Origin of the sequence: Anaerosporomusa subterranea (genome assembly GCF_001611555.1) — a bacterium.
In the GTDB taxonomy this organism is placed as follows: Bacteria; Bacillota; Negativicutes; order Sporomusales; family Acetonemataceae; genus Anaerosporomusa; species Anaerosporomusa subterranea.
On sequence record NZ_LSGP01000013.1, the window covers coordinates 293,280 to 310,829 of the forward strand.

Annotated in this window: 20 protein-coding genes; 18 read left to right on the top strand and 2 right to left on the bottom strand. The window is 44.3% G+C overall.

The genetic code is table 11. The annotated features are described in order from the left end of the window. Nucleotides 1–3 precede the first annotated feature (3 nt). From AXX12_RS04980 to AXX12_RS05050, 16 genes are all read left to right on the top strand, one after another. On the top strand, nt 4–1,281 hold the full coding sequence (locus AXX12_RS04980; RefSeq protein WP_066238994.1) for an amidohydrolase: 1,278 nt from the start codon (nt 4–6) through the stop codon (nt 1,279–1,281). 49 nt (nt 1,282–1,330) lie between these two features. Further along, the gene (locus tag AXX12_RS04985; RefSeq protein ID WP_066238997.1) at nt 1,331–2,164 is read left to right on the top strand and encodes a sulfide/dihydroorotate dehydrogenase-like FAD/NAD-binding protein; all 834 of its coding nucleotides are present in this window, start codon (nt 1,331–1,333) and stop codon (nt 2,162–2,164) included. Further along, a complete protein-coding gene (gene gltA / locus AXX12_RS04990; RefSeq protein WP_066239000.1) occupies nt 2,149–3,549 on the top strand; it encodes an NADPH-dependent glutamate synthase in 1,401 nt (466 codons plus the stop codon). Before AXX12_RS04985 ends, gltA begins: the two co-directional genes overlap by 16 nt. Before the next feature lie 13 nt (nt 3,550–3,562). After that, nucleotides 3,563–4,729: an LL-diaminopimelate aminotransferase gene (locus AXX12_RS04995; protein ID WP_066239002.1), complete on the top strand. Its 1,167-nt coding sequence runs from the start codon at nt 3,563–3,565 to the stop codon at nt 4,727–4,729. Nucleotides 4,730–4,749: 20 nt separating this feature from the next. Then, nucleotides 4,750–5,097, top strand: coding sequence for an ASCH domain-containing protein (locus AXX12_RS05000; protein ID WP_066239005.1), 348 nt, complete (start codon nt 4,750–4,752; stop codon nt 5,095–5,097). Between the two features lie 43 nt (nt 5,098–5,140). Next, entirely contained in the window at nt 5,141–5,716 is a 576-nt protein-coding gene (gene pduL / locus AXX12_RS05005) for a phosphate propanoyltransferase (protein WP_066239008.1), read from the top strand. A 125-nt stretch (nt 5,717–5,841) separates the two neighbouring features. Then, the gene (locus AXX12_RS05010; protein WP_066239010.1) at nt 5,842–6,657 is read left to right on the top strand and encodes an IclR family transcriptional regulator; all 816 of its coding nucleotides are present in this window, start codon (nt 5,842–5,844) and stop codon (nt 6,655–6,657) included. Nucleotides 6,658–6,698: 41 nt separating this feature from the next. Continuing rightward, nucleotides 6,699–6,902, top strand: coding sequence for a 4Fe-4S binding protein (locus AXX12_RS18710; RefSeq protein WP_074431338.1), 204 nt, complete (start codon nt 6,699–6,701; stop codon nt 6,900–6,902). 13 nt (nt 6,903–6,915) lie between these two features. Further along, nucleotides 6,916–7,983: a 3-methyl-2-oxobutanoate dehydrogenase subunit VorB gene (locus tag AXX12_RS05015; RefSeq protein WP_082816720.1), complete on the top strand. Its 1,068-nt coding sequence runs from the start codon at nt 6,916–6,918 to the stop codon at nt 7,981–7,983. Between the two features lie 2 nt (nt 7,984–7,985). Then, nucleotides 7,986–8,741 carry a thiamine pyrophosphate-dependent enzyme gene (locus AXX12_RS05020; protein WP_066239012.1) on the top strand — a complete coding sequence of 252 codons (756 nt, stop codon included), beginning with the start codon at nt 7,986–7,988 and terminating at the stop codon, nt 8,739–8,741. After that, nucleotides 8,738–9,268: a 2-oxoacid:acceptor oxidoreductase family protein gene (locus AXX12_RS05025; protein WP_066239015.1), complete on the top strand. Its 531-nt coding sequence runs from the start codon at nt 8,738–8,740 to the stop codon at nt 9,266–9,268. The genes AXX12_RS05020 and AXX12_RS05025 overlap by 4 nt, the downstream gene beginning before the upstream one ends. Before the next feature lie 137 nt (nt 9,269–9,405). Then, nucleotides 9,406–10,884, top strand: a complete 1,479-nt coding sequence (locus tag AXX12_RS05030; RefSeq protein ID WP_066239017.1) for a GGDEF domain-containing protein — start codon at nt 9,406–9,408, stop codon at nt 10,882–10,884. Then, the gene (locus AXX12_RS05035) at nt 10,881–11,594 is read left to right on the top strand and encodes a class I SAM-dependent methyltransferase (protein ID WP_066239020.1); all 714 of its coding nucleotides are present in this window, start codon (nt 10,881–10,883) and stop codon (nt 11,592–11,594) included. The genes AXX12_RS05030 and AXX12_RS05035 overlap by 4 nt, the downstream gene beginning before the upstream one ends. 99 nt (nt 11,595–11,693) lie before the next feature. Continuing rightward, a complete protein-coding gene (locus AXX12_RS05040; protein WP_066239023.1) occupies nt 11,694–12,611 on the top strand; it encodes a patatin-like phospholipase family protein in 918 nt (305 codons plus the stop codon). Between the two features lie 126 nt (nt 12,612–12,737). After that, a complete protein-coding gene (locus AXX12_RS05045; RefSeq protein WP_066239026.1) occupies nt 12,738–13,046 on the top strand; it encodes a hypothetical protein in 309 nt (102 codons plus the stop codon). A 17-nt stretch (nt 13,047–13,063) separates the two neighbouring features. Continuing rightward, nucleotides 13,064–13,318, top strand: coding sequence for a hypothetical protein (locus AXX12_RS05050; RefSeq protein WP_066239029.1), 255 nt, complete (start codon nt 13,064–13,066; stop codon nt 13,316–13,318). A 197-nt stretch (nt 13,319–13,515) separates the two neighbouring features. Here the strand turns inward: AXX12_RS05050 and AXX12_RS19570 are convergent, their stop codons facing one another. Beyond that, complete coding sequence (locus AXX12_RS19570) at nt 13,516–14,070, bottom strand: hypothetical protein (protein ID WP_066239031.1); 555 nt, start codon at nt 14,068–14,070, stop codon at nt 13,516–13,518. 615 nt (nt 14,071–14,685) lie between these two features. Next, nucleotides 14,686–15,093, bottom strand: coding sequence for an IS200/IS605 family transposase (gene tnpA, locus AXX12_RS05060; protein ID WP_197470647.1), 408 nt, complete (start codon nt 15,091–15,093; stop codon nt 14,686–14,688). 107 nt (nt 15,094–15,200) lie between these two features. Between tnpA and AXX12_RS05065 the strand changes: the two genes are divergently transcribed. Together AXX12_RS05065 and AXX12_RS05070 are read left to right on the top strand one after the other, a co-directional pair. Then, complete coding sequence (locus AXX12_RS05065; protein WP_066239037.1) at nt 15,201–15,686, top strand: hypothetical protein; 486 nt, start codon at nt 15,201–15,203, stop codon at nt 15,684–15,686. Nucleotides 15,687–15,904: 218 nt separating this feature from the next. Further along, entirely contained in the window at nt 15,905–16,411 is a 507-nt protein-coding gene (locus tag AXX12_RS05070; RefSeq protein WP_066239040.1) for a hypothetical protein, read from the top strand. Nucleotides 16,412–17,550 lie beyond the last annotated feature (1,139 nt).

Consider the following 17,550-nt stretch of genomic DNA (forward strand, 5'->3'; position numbering starts at 1 on the left):
CCCATGGGAAATTTGTTACTGAAGAATGGTGAAGTCCTGTTGCCGAATGGCTCGGTTCAGCAGCTAGACATCGTTATTGAGAATAATGTAATTATGGCGCTCGGTCATGCACCGCTCAATTGGCAAGGTGAAGTGATTGACTGTACAGGAAAGCTAGCGATTCCGGGTTTTATTAATACCCACACCCATGCAGCCATGACGCTTTTTCGCAGCTATGCGGATGATATGCTACTAATGGATTGGCTAAAGAAAAAAATTTGGCCGGCTGAAGCTAAGCTGACAGGCGAGGATGTGTACTGGGGCTCATTATTGGCAATCGCCGAGATGCTGAAATCTGGAACAACTGCCTTTGCCGATATGTATTTCTTTATGGATGATGTTGCCCGCGCTGTAGCTGAAACCGGCATTCGCGCTTCTCTGGCCAGAGGTATGGCTGGCGTCGCGCCTACCGGGGAACAGGCACTTTTAGAGAGTGAAAGCTTTTACACTCAATTTAATGGCGCAGCCGATGGTAGAATCAGCGTGATGTTAGGACCGCACGCGCCGTATACCTGTCCGCCCGCCTATTTACGAAAAGTGGTTGCTATGTCAGAGAAGTTAGGCGCCGAAGTCCATATTCACCTTTCTGAGACTGCTGGTGAAGTGGAAGATTGTCTAAAGGAGCACGGCAAAACCCCGATTGCTCTTATGGAAGAGGTCGGCCTGCTTCAAAGAGGAGTCCTTGCGGCTCATTGTGTTCATGTAACGCCGGACGATATCCAGCTAATGGCTGCACGCAAGGTCCGGGTTGCGCACAATCCAGGCAGCAACATGAAATTGGCCAGCGGCATCGCACCGGTCGAAGATATGCTCAAGGCCGGATTATGTGTTGGTTTAGGTACTGACGGCGCGTCAAGTAACAATAACCTTGATATGATGGAAGAATTGCGGCTGGCTGCGTTATTGCAAAAGGTTAACCGCTATGATCCGTTGGTTATTCCTGCTGGAACTGCGATAGCCATGGCTACAGAGAATGGAGCCCGCTGTCTGGGATTTGAGAAAACTGGAAAAATTGAAGCTGGCTATCGCGCTGACATTACATTAATTAATATGAACGAGCCACACTGGTATCCTCGTCATGATTGTAGTTCACTGTTGGTTTATGCGGCGCAAGGCCGGGATGTAGATACGGTGTTGGTTGATGGTCGCATATTGATGAAAAATCGTCAGTTAACCACCATTGACGAAGAACGGTTGGCCCATGAAGTGCAAAAACGCGCTATGCGATTGGTCAAACAGTAGCGGTTATATATTTGCAAGTTAAATATAGTAGCAGTTTGGGGGAATAAATTTGTACGTCATTGAAAAAACAGAAGAATTATCGCAAGGAGTTAAAAGCTTTATTGTAAAAGCTCCACGCATAGCTAAAAAATGTCAACCTGGACAATTTATTATTCTTCGCACTGATGAAGATGGTGAACGGATTCCATTAACGATCGCCGATTTTAATCGCGAGACTGGCACCATTACACTAATCTTTCAGGAGGTTGGCTGTTCAACCCGTCAGCTTGGCAGACTTCAGGCAGGGCAAGCAATTCTTGATGTTGCCGGTCCACTTGGCAATGCCAGCCATATCGATAAATTCGGCACAGTCGTTTGCATTGGCGGCGGTATCGGAGTCGCTCCCGTTTATCCCATCGCCCGGGCTTACCGGGAGGCGGGAAATAAGGTGGTATCCATCATCGGTGCCAGAAATGAAAGCTTGTTAATTCTCGAAAAAGAAATGGCGGCAGTGAGTGATATTCTGCACGTAACAACTGATGACGGCTCAAAAGGACACAAAGGAATGGTTATCGATCCGCTAAAGTCCATGATTGCGGCAGGTGAGAAAATCGACTTAGTCATAGCTATTGGTCCTGTCGTTATGATGCGTGGTGTGGCAGAAGTTACTCGCCCTTATGGGATCAAGACCATTGTTAGCCTTAACCCGATCATGGTTGATGGTACTGGCATGTGTGGCGGTTGTCGGGTCAGTGTTGGTAATACCAATAAATTTGCATGTGTTGATGGTCCGGAGTTTGATGCTCATCAAGTTGACTTTACCGGACTAATGGCTAGACAAAGAATGTACCTTGAACACGAAAAAGAGGAACGCAAATGCGGAGGTGAATGCTCATGTCACTAAGACACAAAATGCCTGAGCAAACGCCCGATGAAAGGCGCAAAAACTTTAAGGAAGTTACTTTAGGTTATACTGCCGATATCGCTAAGGCTGAGGCGGATCGCTGCCTTCAATGTAAAACAGCGCCCTGTCGGCAAGGGTGTCCGGTTGAGGTTAATATACCGGCGTTTATTAAACATTTACGGGAAGACCGTCCTGATCAAGCTGTTGCTGAGATTAAGCAAAAGAACAATCTGCCAGCTGTTTGCGGTCGGGTTTGCCCACAAGAACATCAATGTGAAAAACTCTGTGTTCTCGCTAAGAAAGGGCAACCAGTTGCGATTGGCCGCTTGGAGCGCTTTGCTGCTGATTATGGTCTAAGCTGTGACTGTGAGCCGCGTGAAGTAGGCGCAGAACCGCTCGGCAAAGTTGCGATCATCGGCGCTGGCCCGGCAGGTCTGACTGCCGCCGGTGATCTAGCTTGTCTTGGCTATGACGTGACCGTGTTTGAAGCCTTGCATGAGCCAGGTGGGGTATTAATGTATGGGATTCCGGAATTCCGTCTGCCCAAGTCAATAGTCCGCAAAGAGATTGACGGTTTGAAGCAGCTTGGTGTTACGATTGAAGTGAACGCCATTGCTGGTAAAACCTTTACGATTGACGAATTGTTTGAGGAGGAAGGCTTTGAAGCTGTATTTATCGGTACAGGTGCCGGTTTGCCTCACTTTATGGACATACCTGGTGAAAATCTCAATGGAGTCTATTCTGCCAATGAGTTTTTGACCCGCGTGAATTTGATGAAAGCCTATCAATTCCCGCAATCAGGTACTCCGGTTCACATCGGAAAAAATGTTGCAGTCGTTGGTGCCGGCAACGTAGCGATGGATTCGGCGCGTACAGCTCTGCGCTTGGGCGCTGAAAACGTTTATATCGTTTACCGCCGTTCTGAAGCCGAAATTCCCGCGCGGGCAGAAGAATTGGAACATGCAAAAGAAGAAGGCGTTCAATTCCATTTGCTGACTGCGCCGGTCAGGATTATGGGCAGTGAAAAAGGATGGGTCAGTGGGCTGGAGTGCATCAGGATGGAGCTTGGCGAACCGGATAAATCAGGACGCCGTCGACCGATTCCGGTAGAGGGTTCCGAATACACCCTTGATGTTGATGCAGTTGTTATGGCAATTGGCCAGGGCCCCAATCCCTTAGTGCAACACACTACCCCGGGTCTAGAGGTGAATAAAAATGGCAATATTATCGCCAATGAAGCAGGTTTCACCTCTAAAGAAGGCGTATTCGCGGGTGGCGATATTGTGACCGGAGCCGCAACTGTTATCCTAGCTATGGGTGCCGGCAAGAAGGCTGCAGTTGCTATTCATCAGTTTTTGCAAGAAAAGCATGCTGTGAAGGAGTAAAGGGGGACTTTCAGTGATTGACCATGCAGTTCGAATGCAGGGTCTGACTTCGGCGATTTTTACACAAGTTGACGGATTGCGCAAACAAGCGGCAGCCGCTGGCAAGGATGTCATCAGTTTAAGTATTGGCAGCCCGGATTTAGCGCCAGCGCCGCATATCATCACTGCCATGAAAGAAGCCATTAATGATCCGAGGAATTACGGATATACTTTATCCAAAGGGGTTCCGGAATTTCTTCGCTCTGTCGCTAATTGGTATAAAAAATTTGACGTTGATTTAGATCCAGAGACTGAAGTGCATTCGCTGATCGGCTCACAGGACGGACTGGCCCATATTGCACTTTGTTTGGTCAACCCCGGCGACGTCGTACTTGTTCCTGATCCTGGCTATCCAATTTTCAGTGCAGGACCATTAGTTGCGGGCGCCGAATTGCGATTAATGCCCCTCACTGCTGAGAATGGTTTTTTACCTGACCTTGATGCCATCGATGAGGCAACTTTGCGCCGCGCCAAACTGATGATACTAAACTATCCCAATAATCCGCTGGCTGCGACCGCGCCCCGCGAGTTCTTCGCTAAAGTTGTTGAAATCGCCAAACGGTATCAAATTATCGTCTGTCATGATTTCGCCTATAGTGAGCTGGTCTTTGACGGCTATCGCCCTGACAGTTTCCTTAGTATTCCTGGAGCTAAAGATGTGGCAATTGAGTTCCATTCATTATCTAAGACGTATAATATGGCTGGTTGCCGAGCTGCGTTTGCGGTTGGCAATGCAGAAGTCATCTCGTTGTTGGGTCGTTTGAAGTCTAATTTTGACTACGGAATTTTCTATCCTATTCAAAAGGCTGCTGTTGCGGCTCTAACCGGCCCACAGGACTGTGTACGGGAAACGGCGCGCGTCTACCAAAACAGACGGGACGTATTAGTGGAAGGCTTTCGTGCTATCGGATGGAATGTTCCAAAGCCGCAAGCTTCGATGTATATATGGGCGCCAGTGCCAACATGTCAGTCGTCGTATGACTTTGTTGTTAGTTTAATTGAACACACTGGGGTATCGGTTACTCCGGGCATCGGTTTTGGCCCCCACGGCGAAGGATATATTCGTATTGCATTGGTGCAACCTGAACAAAGACTGGCCGAGGCTGTCGAACGCATTCGGAATTGGTTAGGAAGAATATGAAGATGAAGGAGGCAAAACCTATGCGTGCCCTAAGCTTCTATTCCGCGCAACATCACGAGCAATTGCAGAACCGGAGAAAAAAATGTACCATCCGTTTAGGCGATAAAACCGGTAAATACTCTGAAGGAGATATTGTCTGGATCACAGCAGGAAAACGCTATGAACCTAAACAAAAAATCTTCACTGCCGTCATTGACCGAGTCTTAGTTAAACCGATTGCCCAACTGACTAGCGACGATATTCATGGTGAAAACCCGGATGTCGACGGTGTCGGTGATGTGCTGGCCTTTTTAGAAGCGATGTATGATAAAACAATGACACCGACTGATAAAGTTACTGTCGTCTACTTTTCAGAGGTTATAGAATAGTTGCGCTTTGATTGCGTCAACAGAAAAAGAAGGAGAGATTGCAATGTCTACACCAAAAATTCCCGTAGGAGTATCTGGTCGTCATCTACATGTATCACGTGAACATTTAGACGTCCTGTTTGGTGAGGGGTATCAGCTTCACCCTATAAAGGACCTGTCCCAACCTGGCCAGTTCGCTTGTCAGGAGATTGTGGATATTGTCGGACCTAAAGGCAGCTTTAAAAATGTTCGCATACTAGGTCCGGAACGCAAAAAAACCCAGATTGAAGTAGCTTTGACTGACGCGATAAAGTTGGGTATTAATCCTCCTGTCCGCGATTCAGGAGATATCGCTGCTTCACCGGGAGTTACTATTGTTGGACCGAAAGGCAGTGTAAATCTTGAAGAAGGCGTCATCGCCGCTAAGCGTCATATTCATATGACTCCAGCAGACGCTCAAACGTTTGGTGTAAAAGACAAAGATATTGTAAAAGTTCGCCTAGGTGGTGAGCGTGGGCTGATCTTTGATGAAGTTCTCATTCGTGTGAATGACCAATTCAGCCTGGAAATGCATATTGACACAGATGAAGGCAATGCTGCGATGGCAAAGACGGGCGGTCAGGTAGAGATTATTGCATAATTTAGTGTGTTAACCCATAAAGCAAGAGCGCTTGGCCAAGCGCTCTTGCTTTATGGGAGTATTCTGTATTCTTGTGCGCTCTGGCAGGACTTTTATTTTGAAAATGGAATATAAATAACAGAACGATGTTCTTCCTGTGGAAACGCTATCGGGAAACGGAGGCGGGTAAGCTGCAAAAAAACAGCCCGTATCTGATCGCATCAGTTGATCGAGCTCTTGAACTGCTCATTATTTTGGGTAAATGTCCACGTGAAATGGGCGTTACCGAATTGAGTAATTTACTCAATGTTCAAAAGAGCACAGTGCATAGCCTGTTGGTAACGTTGGCGCAACGTGGCTTTGTTCGTCAGACGGAGGGATCTCGCTACACCTTAGGCTTACAATTAATACAACTAGGAGCAATATGCTCAGAACGCTTAGATATACGTACGATTGCTCGGCCTATTATGCTGGAATTGGCCGAACAATCGCAGGAAGTCGCGTTACTGGCTATGCTTTCAAAAGAAGAGTTGATGATAATAGAAAAAATCGAACCCCAGCGGGCATTTGTCCTGATCCCAAAATTTGACTTTAGTATTACTCTGCACAGCACAGCTATTGGCAAAGTATTGTTAGCAAATGCTACTACAAGTTTTATCGAAGCTGTGCTGGAACGTGGCTTAGCAAAATATACACCACAGACGCTGACCAACCGAGAAGCCGTGCTGGAAGAGCTCTCTGCTGTTTGCCGTCAAGGATATGCCGTCGGTTGTAACGAAACAATAGAAGGAATCTCTTGCATAGCAGCCCCTATTTACGATTCGACTGGCCAGGTTGCTGCCGCGTTGTCAATCTCCAGCTCAAGCTCTTCATTAACGCTCGAACGTCGCCAAGCCTTGGTTAACATGGTTTGTGATAAAGCGAGTTGTATCTCACAACGCATGGGATTTCATAAGCGATAACAAGACCATTTCATATTGAGTTTTATGAAGGGGGAAAGAATATGCCAAAACCGGTTTTTAATGTGGAGAGGTGCAAAGGCTGCGAATTATGCACTGCCGTATGCCCGAAGAAAATCATCGTGATGTCTAATCGGTTTAATAGTAAGGGGTACCGCTGTTCTTCCTGCTCTGACGAATCTCTTTGCATTGGCTGTATGTTGTGCGCTAGAACCTGTCCTGACATGGTCATTGAAATTCATAAGTAGGAGAGTGATTGGCTTGGCTGAGAAAATCCTAATGAAGGGTAATGAGGCGATCGGAGAAGCCGCCATTGTTGCCGGCTGCCGTCATTATTTTGGCTACCCGATTACGCCGCAAACAGAACTGACTGAATACATGGCCAGACGCATGCCGCAGGTAAACGGGGTCTTTTTACAGGCAGAAAGCGAAATAGCTGCCATTAACATGGTGTATGGAGCCGCCGGAGCCGGCGCGAGAGCAATGACTTCGTCCTCCAGTCCTGGTATTAGCTTAAAGCAAGAAGGAATTTCCTACATCGCAGGCGCCGAACTCCCCTGTGTTATTGTAAATATCCAGCGCGGCGGTCCGGGACTCGGCAGCATACAGCCTGCGCAATCAGATTATTTCCAGGCGACAAAGGGTGGCGGACACGGCGATTATCACTGCATTGTATTAGCGCCAAACTCTGTTCAAGAGCTAGTTGATGTGACCGTAGAGTCATTTGATCTTGCTGACCGCTATCGCAATCCGGTGCTGATTTTAGGCGATGGTGCTCTAGGTCAGATGATGGAACCGGTAGAGTTTCGCGCCAGCGTTGCAACTGTGGTTGAAAAGCCTTGGGCCGCTGTTGGGATGAAAAACCGAAACCAGCCGAATATCATTAATTCGTTACATCTAAAGGCTGATGAGCAAGAACAACATAATCATAAGCTGCAGGCTCGTTATGCCGCGATTACAGCATCCGAGACCCGCTGTGAGGAACTATACACAGATGATGCAGAACTAACGCTTGTTGCCTATGGCATCACCTCCCGCATAGCACGAACTGCTGTTGAGAAAGCGAGAGGGGAAGGCATGAAGGTAGGCCTGTTCCGGCCAATTTCACTATGGCCATTTCCCTCAGACCAGCTATTTTCGACTGCCTCTCGGACAAAAGCATTCTTAACGATAGAGATGAGTGCAGGACAAATGATCGAAGATGTAAAATTAGCCATTCGTTGTTCAAAACCAGTTTATTTTTATGGGCGATATGGCGGAATGATCCCAAGCCCCAGAGAAATTTACCACGAAATTGTTAAAATTTTTGATGGAAAAGGAGGCAGATAGTCATGGCAGAAGTGCTATTTTCACGCCCTAAATCACTTCTAGATATTCCCATGCACTACTGTCCCGGCTGTCATCATGGGATTATCCATCGCTTAGTTGCTGAAGTCTTGGACGAACTGAACGTCAGGGAAAGAACCATTGGGATTGCGCCTGTCGGCTGCTCTGTGCTGGCCTATGAGTACTTCAACTGTGATATGATGGAAGCAGCCCATGGCAGGGCTCCTGCGGTTGCTACCGGCGTCAAGCGGGTATTGCCGGAGTCGGTTGTTTTTACCTATCAAGGTGATGGCGATTTAGCAGCCATTGGTTGCGCCGAAATCATTCATGCTGCGGTACGAGGCGAGAAAATAACCACCATCTTTGTTAATAATGCTATTTATGGGATGACCGGAGGGCAAATGGCGCCAACTTCACTAGAAAGTCAAGTGACTACTACGTCTCCATATGGTCGCAAACTGAGTGAGTCAGGTATGCCGATTCGGATGTCAGAAATGATATCCACTATCGACGGAGCCGCATATATAACTAGAGTTGCCGTGAATAACCCTGCCAATATGGCTAAAGCCAAAAGCTCGATCAAGACAGCCTTTCAACTTCAAATGAGTGGAGCGGGTTTTTCGATGGTAGAGGTTCTTTCTACCTGTCCAACAAACTGGGGTATGACTCCGCTAGAGGCAGTTAAGTGGCTAGAGCAAAACATGATTCCTTATTATCCGTTGGGAGTCTTCAAAACTCCTGAGGGGGTGGCCAAAGTATGACGCACGAAATCATCATTGCCGGCTTTGGCGGACAAGGCGTCATGGTCATGGGTCAACTGTTGACGTATGCAGGAATGATCGAAGGAAAGAATGTTTCCTGGATTCCATCCTATGGTCCGGAAATGCGTGGCGGCACTGCAAATTGCTCGGTTATTATTTCAGATGAGCCAATTGGTGCTCCTATTGTCAGCGAATCAACTGCTGTAGTGGCGATGAACTTACCTTCTCTTGAAAAATTCGAGCCAACCATAAAACCAGAGGGTATCTTGTTAATTAATAGCTCCTTAATTGAACATGACACTCAGCGTTCTGATATCAAAGTCTATAAACTGGCTGTAAATGATATCGCCAACGAATTAGGCAACACCAAAGTAGCTAACATGGTAGCTCTTGGCGCAATTGTCGCCGCGACAAAAGCAGTAAGCCCAGCATCTGTTCTCAAGGCTTTTGATAAGATGTTTGCCAAAAGACCAGAACTATTAGAGATTAATCGGTTGGCCCTTTCAGCTGGCGCTGAGAAAATATAGAATATGGCGTAAATCAATTCTTGTTATCGAGGCGACTTTTCAGTTGCCTCGGTGTTTTTATTTATCGGTAAGAAAAGGCAGGAATTTCTTGTTTCGTGGCGAAAGACTTTTTAACAAACTGTGAGGTGGTTGACCACATGTTCAGAACATATCCTGCAGACCTGATCAAAGCTGTCGTTGACACTCTTCCCGCCGCTTTACTGTTGGTCAATCACGATCGCCAAGTTCAAGAGATATTTATCAGCAACCGTCGTCTGCGCTACTTTCGCGAGAGCGATTTAAGCACATTACTGGGAAAGTTTTTACTACCAGAGACGGTTGGCCAAATAGTTGCCCAATTTGAACAGGCTGTCGCATTCCAGCAAGCTGGTAAAGTTCACCGGATTAGTTTTCAGACTTGTCATGGTCTTGAAGAACATGTAGCTTGTCGCATCACGCCGCTACCCCAGCAACAAGGCGTGGCAATTATATTTCTGAATGAAAGTGAAAATGTTTTGCTGGAGCAAGAGTTTCAACTATTAACAGAACAAGCAGAAGTCGCACAACGGGAGCTGTGTGACGCGATGTCAGCGATGGACTTTCGCCTAATGGATTTAGATCAATCACATAAGCGATTGCAAGTTCTTTACGAAGTTGCTTCTATCGTGCAACGCAATGTCAGTGAACAAGAAGCCTTGGAAGATATCGTAAATATTGTCATGAGTGATTTTGCGTGTGTCCACTCGGCGATCTTTTTACTAAATGACATTGGTGATACGTTGATCATGAAAGCCCATCGTGGCTATTCCGATATTTGCGAAGTCCCACTAGATAGTGGAATTATTGGTTATGCAGCTCAGACTCGAGAACAGGTCTTTGTTCCTGATGTGTCAAATGATCCGCGTTACATTCCTGGAGCGCCTGATTGCGTGAGTGAATTAGCAATCCCCTTGATCGTGCGTGATCGGGTCATCGGTGTTCTTGACCTACAGTGCCCGGCTGAACGTTCACTCAGCCCTTATGATATCGAAATGTTACGAACAGTGGCTGCTCAGGCGGCTGTCGTAATAGCGCATGTTCAACATGTGGCACTGATTGAGAAAGTTGCTATCACCGACGAATTAACGGGATTGTATAATTTTCACCATTTTAGTACACTCTTGGAACAGGAGTACCGTCGGGCTTGTCGGTATCAGCACTCCTTATCGTTGTTGATGATTGATATCGATTACTTTAAACATATTAATGATTCATATGGACACTTAGCTGGTAATGAGATCCTCGCTCAAGTCGCTAAGCTGATCTCGCAGTCGTGTCGTGACGTAGACTGGGTCTGTAGGTATGGCGGCGAAGAATTTGCTGTATTGTTGCCGGAAACAACCTCAACAGAGGCGCAATTTATTGCTGAACGAGTACGCCGAGCCGTAGCTGAATACTCATTTCAGGAAATTATCGACTGCACCTTTCCCGGTCTCAGTATTAGTATTGGTGTTACTAGCCTCGCTGCGAGCATAGCCAACGCGAAGGATTTGGTGGCCCAGGCTGATTTAGCGCTATTAGCGGCCAAGCGGTCAACGAAAAATTGTGTCCGTGTTTATTCGGCAACTACAATGGAGTCCAAGGTGGGTGAAGCATGAACCGGGAACTTTATGATGATAATAAGACGTATTCACCGGTCGGTACGCATCAAGAAGTTGCCTTTATCGTCGAGACTCTCGGCATAGCCCCTCAGGCTAAAATTCTGGATCTTTACTGTGGGTATGGTCGTCACGCGATAGAACTAGCTAAAAGCGGATATCTAGTCACCGGCGTGGATGGTACACAGGCGTTTATTGATATTGCGCGTCAAAAAGCCATCGAAGCGGGGGTCTCAATTTGCTTTGAACAAAAAGATATGCGCGAATTAGCTTATGATAATCAATTTGATGCTGTAATTAATATGTTTGCTGCGTTTGGCTATTTCTCCGATGAAGAGAATGCTTTGGTTCTGAAACAAATTGCTAACGCGTTGCACAGTGGCGGATTTCTGTTGATGGATCTTCTGAATAGAGAACTGATGGCCAGAAGTAATCTTAACCGTTATTGGCGGCATCCAAGCGGCGAATATGTTTTGTCCTATAAAGCGGAACTGCAGCATGGCACTGCAAAAATGAAGCGAGAAGTTATTAACCAAAATTCCGGAAAAAAACTCCGATATGAATTCGACCTTCGCAGCTATTCGTTATATGAGATTGAAACACTGCTTGAAAATAGTGGCTTGAAGATTAGATCGACCTTCGGGAACTTTGATCGAACCCTTTACAACCATGAAAGTCCAAGGCTGATTGTCTTAGCTCAAAAGTTGTAAAAGTCGCCTACATGAAGGCGACTTTTCTCTGTCAATAGGACCCTAACAGATTTGTCGTTCATAAGATACATTACCTATGTAATGTTGAGGTGATCTCTTATGAATGGTAAGCAAGGGCCCAAGGCTAGGCCACGGAAAATTGGCTTAGCTTTGAGCGGCGGTGGGTTACGTGGGTTATCGCACATAGGAGTACTAAAAGCACTACAGGATAACGCAATTCCTATCGACTTTATTGCAGGTACGAGTGCAGGATCAATTATTGCGGCTCTACACAGTTGCGGTTATCGGCCAGATGAAATGCAATCCACTGCCAAATCGTTATCAGTGAGTGATCTTATAAAAGTTAAGATACCGTTTTCGGCTATGATAAAGCAGGGTAAAAAGTGGCTGTTTGGCAGAAAGCATCGGGTGTTGCCACCATTTCCATCAGGAATCATTCAAGGAGACCGAATTGAAAAATATTTTTCCCGCTTCTGGCTTAATCGTACAGTCAGGGACACAGCAATACCGATTGCGCTAACTGCAGTTGATTTGTACTCGGCAGATACTGTTTTTTTCCTTACGCCACATCCGGGAATGCGAGAGATACTGAATGCTCGCTATTATTATAATACCAGTTTGAGTGAAGCTGTGCGTGCGAGCATCTCTATTCCAGGAGTCTTTACACCTGTGAAGTATCGCGGCATGATGCTAGTGGATGGAGCAGTAAAGAACAATTTGCCGACAGATATTTTACGGCACATGGGAGCCGAGCGCATAATAGCAATTGATCTTGGCTATGCAGGACAGCCTGATTATGAAATTCAAAATGTCAGCGATATTTTATTGCGCTGCATTGAAATTATGAATCGTGAAGTGACACTATTAAAAGGGGAAGAGTATGCGGATATATTAATTCGCCCGCAAGCTTACATCGGACTATCTCCTAGCGCGGAACAAATTGATAAGTGCATAAAGAGCGGAGAGGAGGCTGTACTGGCTAAAATAGGAGAAATCCGTTCTTTGTTGACTAAGTAAGTGGGGGCTGGAAACATATTTGCCTGTTTGAAGGTTGATAAATATCTGTCAACTAAGTCACTTATATTTGCAGCCCGCATAGAATGTAGTGAGACTAACGATTTCTTTGAAGGAGGATAGAGACGTATGGGATTTTTTGATGACATATGCAACAGGGAATGGTGCGAAGAACTCGAGTGCAGCTGTGGAACCAACGTCGTCCTGTTTACAGCCGACGGGTTTGCCTTCTTTGGCTTGCTCGACAGGTTTGAAGATGGTATAGTGACCCTGGTTCCCGCATCATGTGAAAGTAACGTTTTTGTTGTAACACCTGGTGGAGAAGTATTACTCGAGGATTTAACATTTATCGATATCTGCATTATTGTGGCACTGTCGAAAAACGCAGTTAAAAATCCATTTGAATGTTTACTTAATTCGCCTACTACCACGGCGTAATGAAGGAGGGGAACGTAATGACTGAAGAATTGGTAGACCGCAACGCTAGGTGCAAACTCATTCACATATTAAAACGTCTTCAAGGTGAAGAAGATGTTATTCTGAGAACAGTAGGTGGCTTTCAGTTCGACACAGGCCGGCTCGTTCGCGTAGAAGATAATCTCGCCTCCGCTACGGATGTTGAGGTCCATCTTCCCGGTGGCGATTCAATCGACCTGGGGAATGTGACCGTTAATCTCTGCGCGGTAACTTCCGTCGGCGTAGACGACTAGGGAAAACTAGGAACTACATCAAAAACTGAGACAACTCCAGATTGAAGTCAAACCCCGCTTTCAAGCCGCAAGGCATGGAAGCGGGGTTTGCTTATGACCGATTTTTTAGCAAGCCGGAGAAAAAATACAGATATACATTCGTTGGTTAGGTGCAAAACCCTGAAACTGTCCAGGGTCTTGCACCTGCAAAAAATGATCTATTTAGTTGGTACTGTTGTAGTTTTGATAGAGGTAGTAAGATTATCCGGAAGTTCAATTTCAATTTCCTCTTCATCAATGTCAGCGTTTACACCGGCGTAAATAATATCACATACATTAACAGCAATGCACGAGCCTCTTTTGAACTCAACGTTTGCTACTGTTATCTCGATTTCTTCTTCACCATTTTCTTCACTTTCAATCTCAAGAAGGCTTACCGACTCAGCGTCTCTTGTCAACTCCAGCAAAATAAAGTCGCACTTGTCATCTACATCCACTTTTACATCCACTTTGGGTTTACAGCACTTATCATCGTGCTTCTTATCATGGTCACAGTCACAGTCGTCGTGCTTGTCATGATCATCGTGCTTGTCATGATGGTCGTGTTTGTCATGATGGTCGTGTTTGTCATGGTCATCGTGCTTGTCGCACCATTCGAACTTTTTACGATCGTCAAATTCTCCTACGATCTTTCCTGTCACTGTTTTAAAATCGCGAAGAATCAGCGTTACTTCCAAACAGCCAAGGAAATCAAAGCATTTTGGAACTCCCATGTTTTATCGCTCCTCTCACATGTTGGCTTTCTGCCTATTACATAATATGTATGTTGATTTTTAATGGTTACAACCAGCCCCAGTTGAATGAAGCTATTTCCTGGGCGGAGACGATGGTAGATCCAAATGGATGTCCTTTTGGGGGCATGTTATGACTATGCACTGACATTAACTTAATCGAACAATATGTCACTTACCGATTTTATCAAGAAAGCAAAGCAACACAGGGAGGAATGCAAGCGTGCAGCAGACAGAGCCATAATTAGAGAATTGAAAGAAAGTGAGGTTATCAAAGAGCAAAAGCAGTTCACATTTGAAGGCTTAATGAATCTATAAGTGGCTAAGGTATTCATACCAACCTCATAAATAAAAATGGCGCATAGGTGAATGTACGAGGTCATGATTGAACCATTACCATCATTACTGGGGCTTATTTCCATCGAACAATAAACCCCAATTAATTCAAGGGTAGTATGCTTGAATCCTTTATCGTGATAAAGGATATGGTGGAGGTAAATGGGGTAGGAGGGTATAAGGATAAATCCCAATATACCCTATACTTCTGACATTCTCAATCGAACAAAATAAAAAAGAAAGGAAGGCATTACGCCTTCCCTAATCCTCATGTTTCTGATTCTCAATATAAGCCTTTACAGCATCAACAGCAGTTCCACCAGTTGTGCTAATAAAATAACCAGTGGAGAACCCATGCCAATTCTCTTTTTGATCCTTGCCTATTGCTCTCGAACTGCAACCCTTAATCAGCTTTGCGAGATAAGCAGGGGAGAAGATGGCGGGGGCTTGAATTAATAAATGAATATGGTCAGGCATAATCTCACCAACATGAATGGTGATAGGATAATTGGCTATAGCAGCTTTGAATAGTTTGAGATCGATGCCCTCGAACTCAGGTTTTCTGCGTTTGGTTACTGTAACAAAGTGGTACACCAATAGACAGATAGAGTGATTATGCTTGATATATGGAATTTTCATACGAACACTTTTCAGTCGTTTTAACGACATACACCGCATAGCGGAAGGAAGTATTTTGGATGAATTTGGGTGAATAGAGGAATTAAACAATTTCCAGTGAATGTAATACGATGAAGCATTGATTGGGGGTAACTCAGTTGCCTACTGAACTAAATGAACCCACCGAAGCGAAGCAACAGACTCTAGAAAAATATCATTGGGGAAGGGATGCGTTAGTAGTTTTAATTGTTGCCTCGCTTTTTTACATAATCGTAGTAGCTATTAGGACTCCACAGCTTGATAAATGGATAATGAAAAACTTGACGAATGAATTTATGATTACTATATTTTGGGACTGGGATATTTGGAAATTAACAGTAGCAATTCTGATTACCTATCTCTGTATTCAGCTAAAGCACTACTGGAAATGGATCACAATTGCTTTGATTATACTCTGCTCAATAGAGAATTTGAAGATAGCTTTAGATTATCCCTGGTGGGGTTCACCACAACCTAATTGGATGTACCTGACTCTAGAACGAGCCTTAGGTGGCGTTTGGGTCTGCTTTATATTATTTTCCGTATTTGTCTATCCAACTGCATTAGGGATTAGGTTATGGCGAGGTAATAGAGCACTCAAATGAAACTTGTAGTGTGTTTACAGTATGCCCCTTTTTTCAAAAAAAGGGGAGGAGTCACTAAATTTTATGTTCTTGAGACGACTGTCCTATTCAATTATGACTATAGTCTATAGGAAGCTATTGGGAATTGGCGTAATTAATCTATAGCCATGCAAAATGAATAAATAAGCAAAGGGGCTATAACTATGGACATTAAGCAGAACTGGAAGGGGTTGCTCTAGATGGGTGATAGTAAGAAGGCAAATATCTCTATTCTGCTTGGAATAGGAACCATTCCACTTGTTGCATATTCGAACTTCTTAGCTTATAAATTATCTAAAATTTCTCCTTACCTAAACGAATTTTATAAAGAAATATGGCGACCGTTTTTGGAAAGTCCAAGTCCCTATAATGGTTGGTATTTTACTTATATTGGTGGTATGTTTTCAATTATTGGTGCATTGTTAGGGATAGCAGTATTAATGAAAAAAGCTACTGCATTTGTAAAAATCAAAGCTGTAATTGGCTTTCTTATGTGTATTTCAGCATTCTTAGCTTCACTTCCTAAAGTACATTGGGGTTTTTTATTCTTTCTGGCAGCACATGGCCCATGGACAATTAAGGGTGCTTTTAATGCTCTTTGGGCCCCAAGCCTATATTTATTAGCACCATTCTTCTTTGTTCAAATTAATCAATTTATTGAGGACGAAGAAAAGAATGTTTACCGTAGAGATGGTGGTCGAGATTAACTTGATTGCGAGATGCTTTCAGCTATCATCATCTATAATCATACAAACTCTAGCTAGTTTGCTATCATCACGAACCCCAAAACCTTGATTCATCAAGATTAGCTTGAAGCAGGTTTCAACCAGAACCATACATATTTAACAGTCACCACAATTCGCCTACGAACTGTGGCAGTTGTCATTGTAATAACGATGACTTCAGCAGTGGGAGTATGTCATTAAATTGATATGTGAAAGATATCTGGTAAAGGATGAGCGTCAAGGGAGAAAAAAGGAGGGTTATCATATTAGTGGATGATTTCTATATAGATTTTTTTCTTTTCTTCTTAACTGGCATAATATCAAGAAAATTAATAAAACAACAAATGTCAGCACAAGGATTATTTGTTAACCTTATTATTTATATTGCATTAGTCTCTACGTGTAAATTTCTCTTAAGATTAATGGATCAACTAGTTTCTTTAGATGATGCAATCATAATCATTACTACCTATCCTATGTTTGCAATAGTCTTACTCTTTGTCTTCTTGATTGAGGCTTATCGAATGGTAATATGGGTATTTAGGAAGGTGAGTAATCCAAACGACGTCTGATAAATAGAAAGCCAATCACAGACCCCAAACCTTGATTTATCAAGGTAAGCCCAGCAGGTTTCAACCAAACTCATATATATTCAACTCTCACCACAATTCGCCTAATTCCTATATACTTGATACTTCACTCGAATATAATGGTAAAGGGTATTTGGAAAGTGAGGTAAGACTATCATACGAAACACTCTTTATAAGATATATCTAATTGCGCTGTTAGGATTTTTAGTCTTTGTTGCTCTAAAATACGGCAAGCTATCAGATTTAGTCGTATTACTTGGCTTCGGTTATGACAAAGACGTTAATTATTCATATAGCTCGTCTGAAATTCTTGGATACATTGTGTTAGCTATTATTATTTTTGTAGTATGTGCCTTTTTGGGATTACCACCATGGTAAGAGGGGTTCTGGGTTCAACCATGTAAATCCTGACCTAATAGTTGTTACATCATGAAGATGCCAGATGGTCACACCAAGAAAAACCTTGATTAATCAATGTAGGCTCAAAGACAGGTTTCAACCATATCCATACATATTCAGCTACCAGCACAA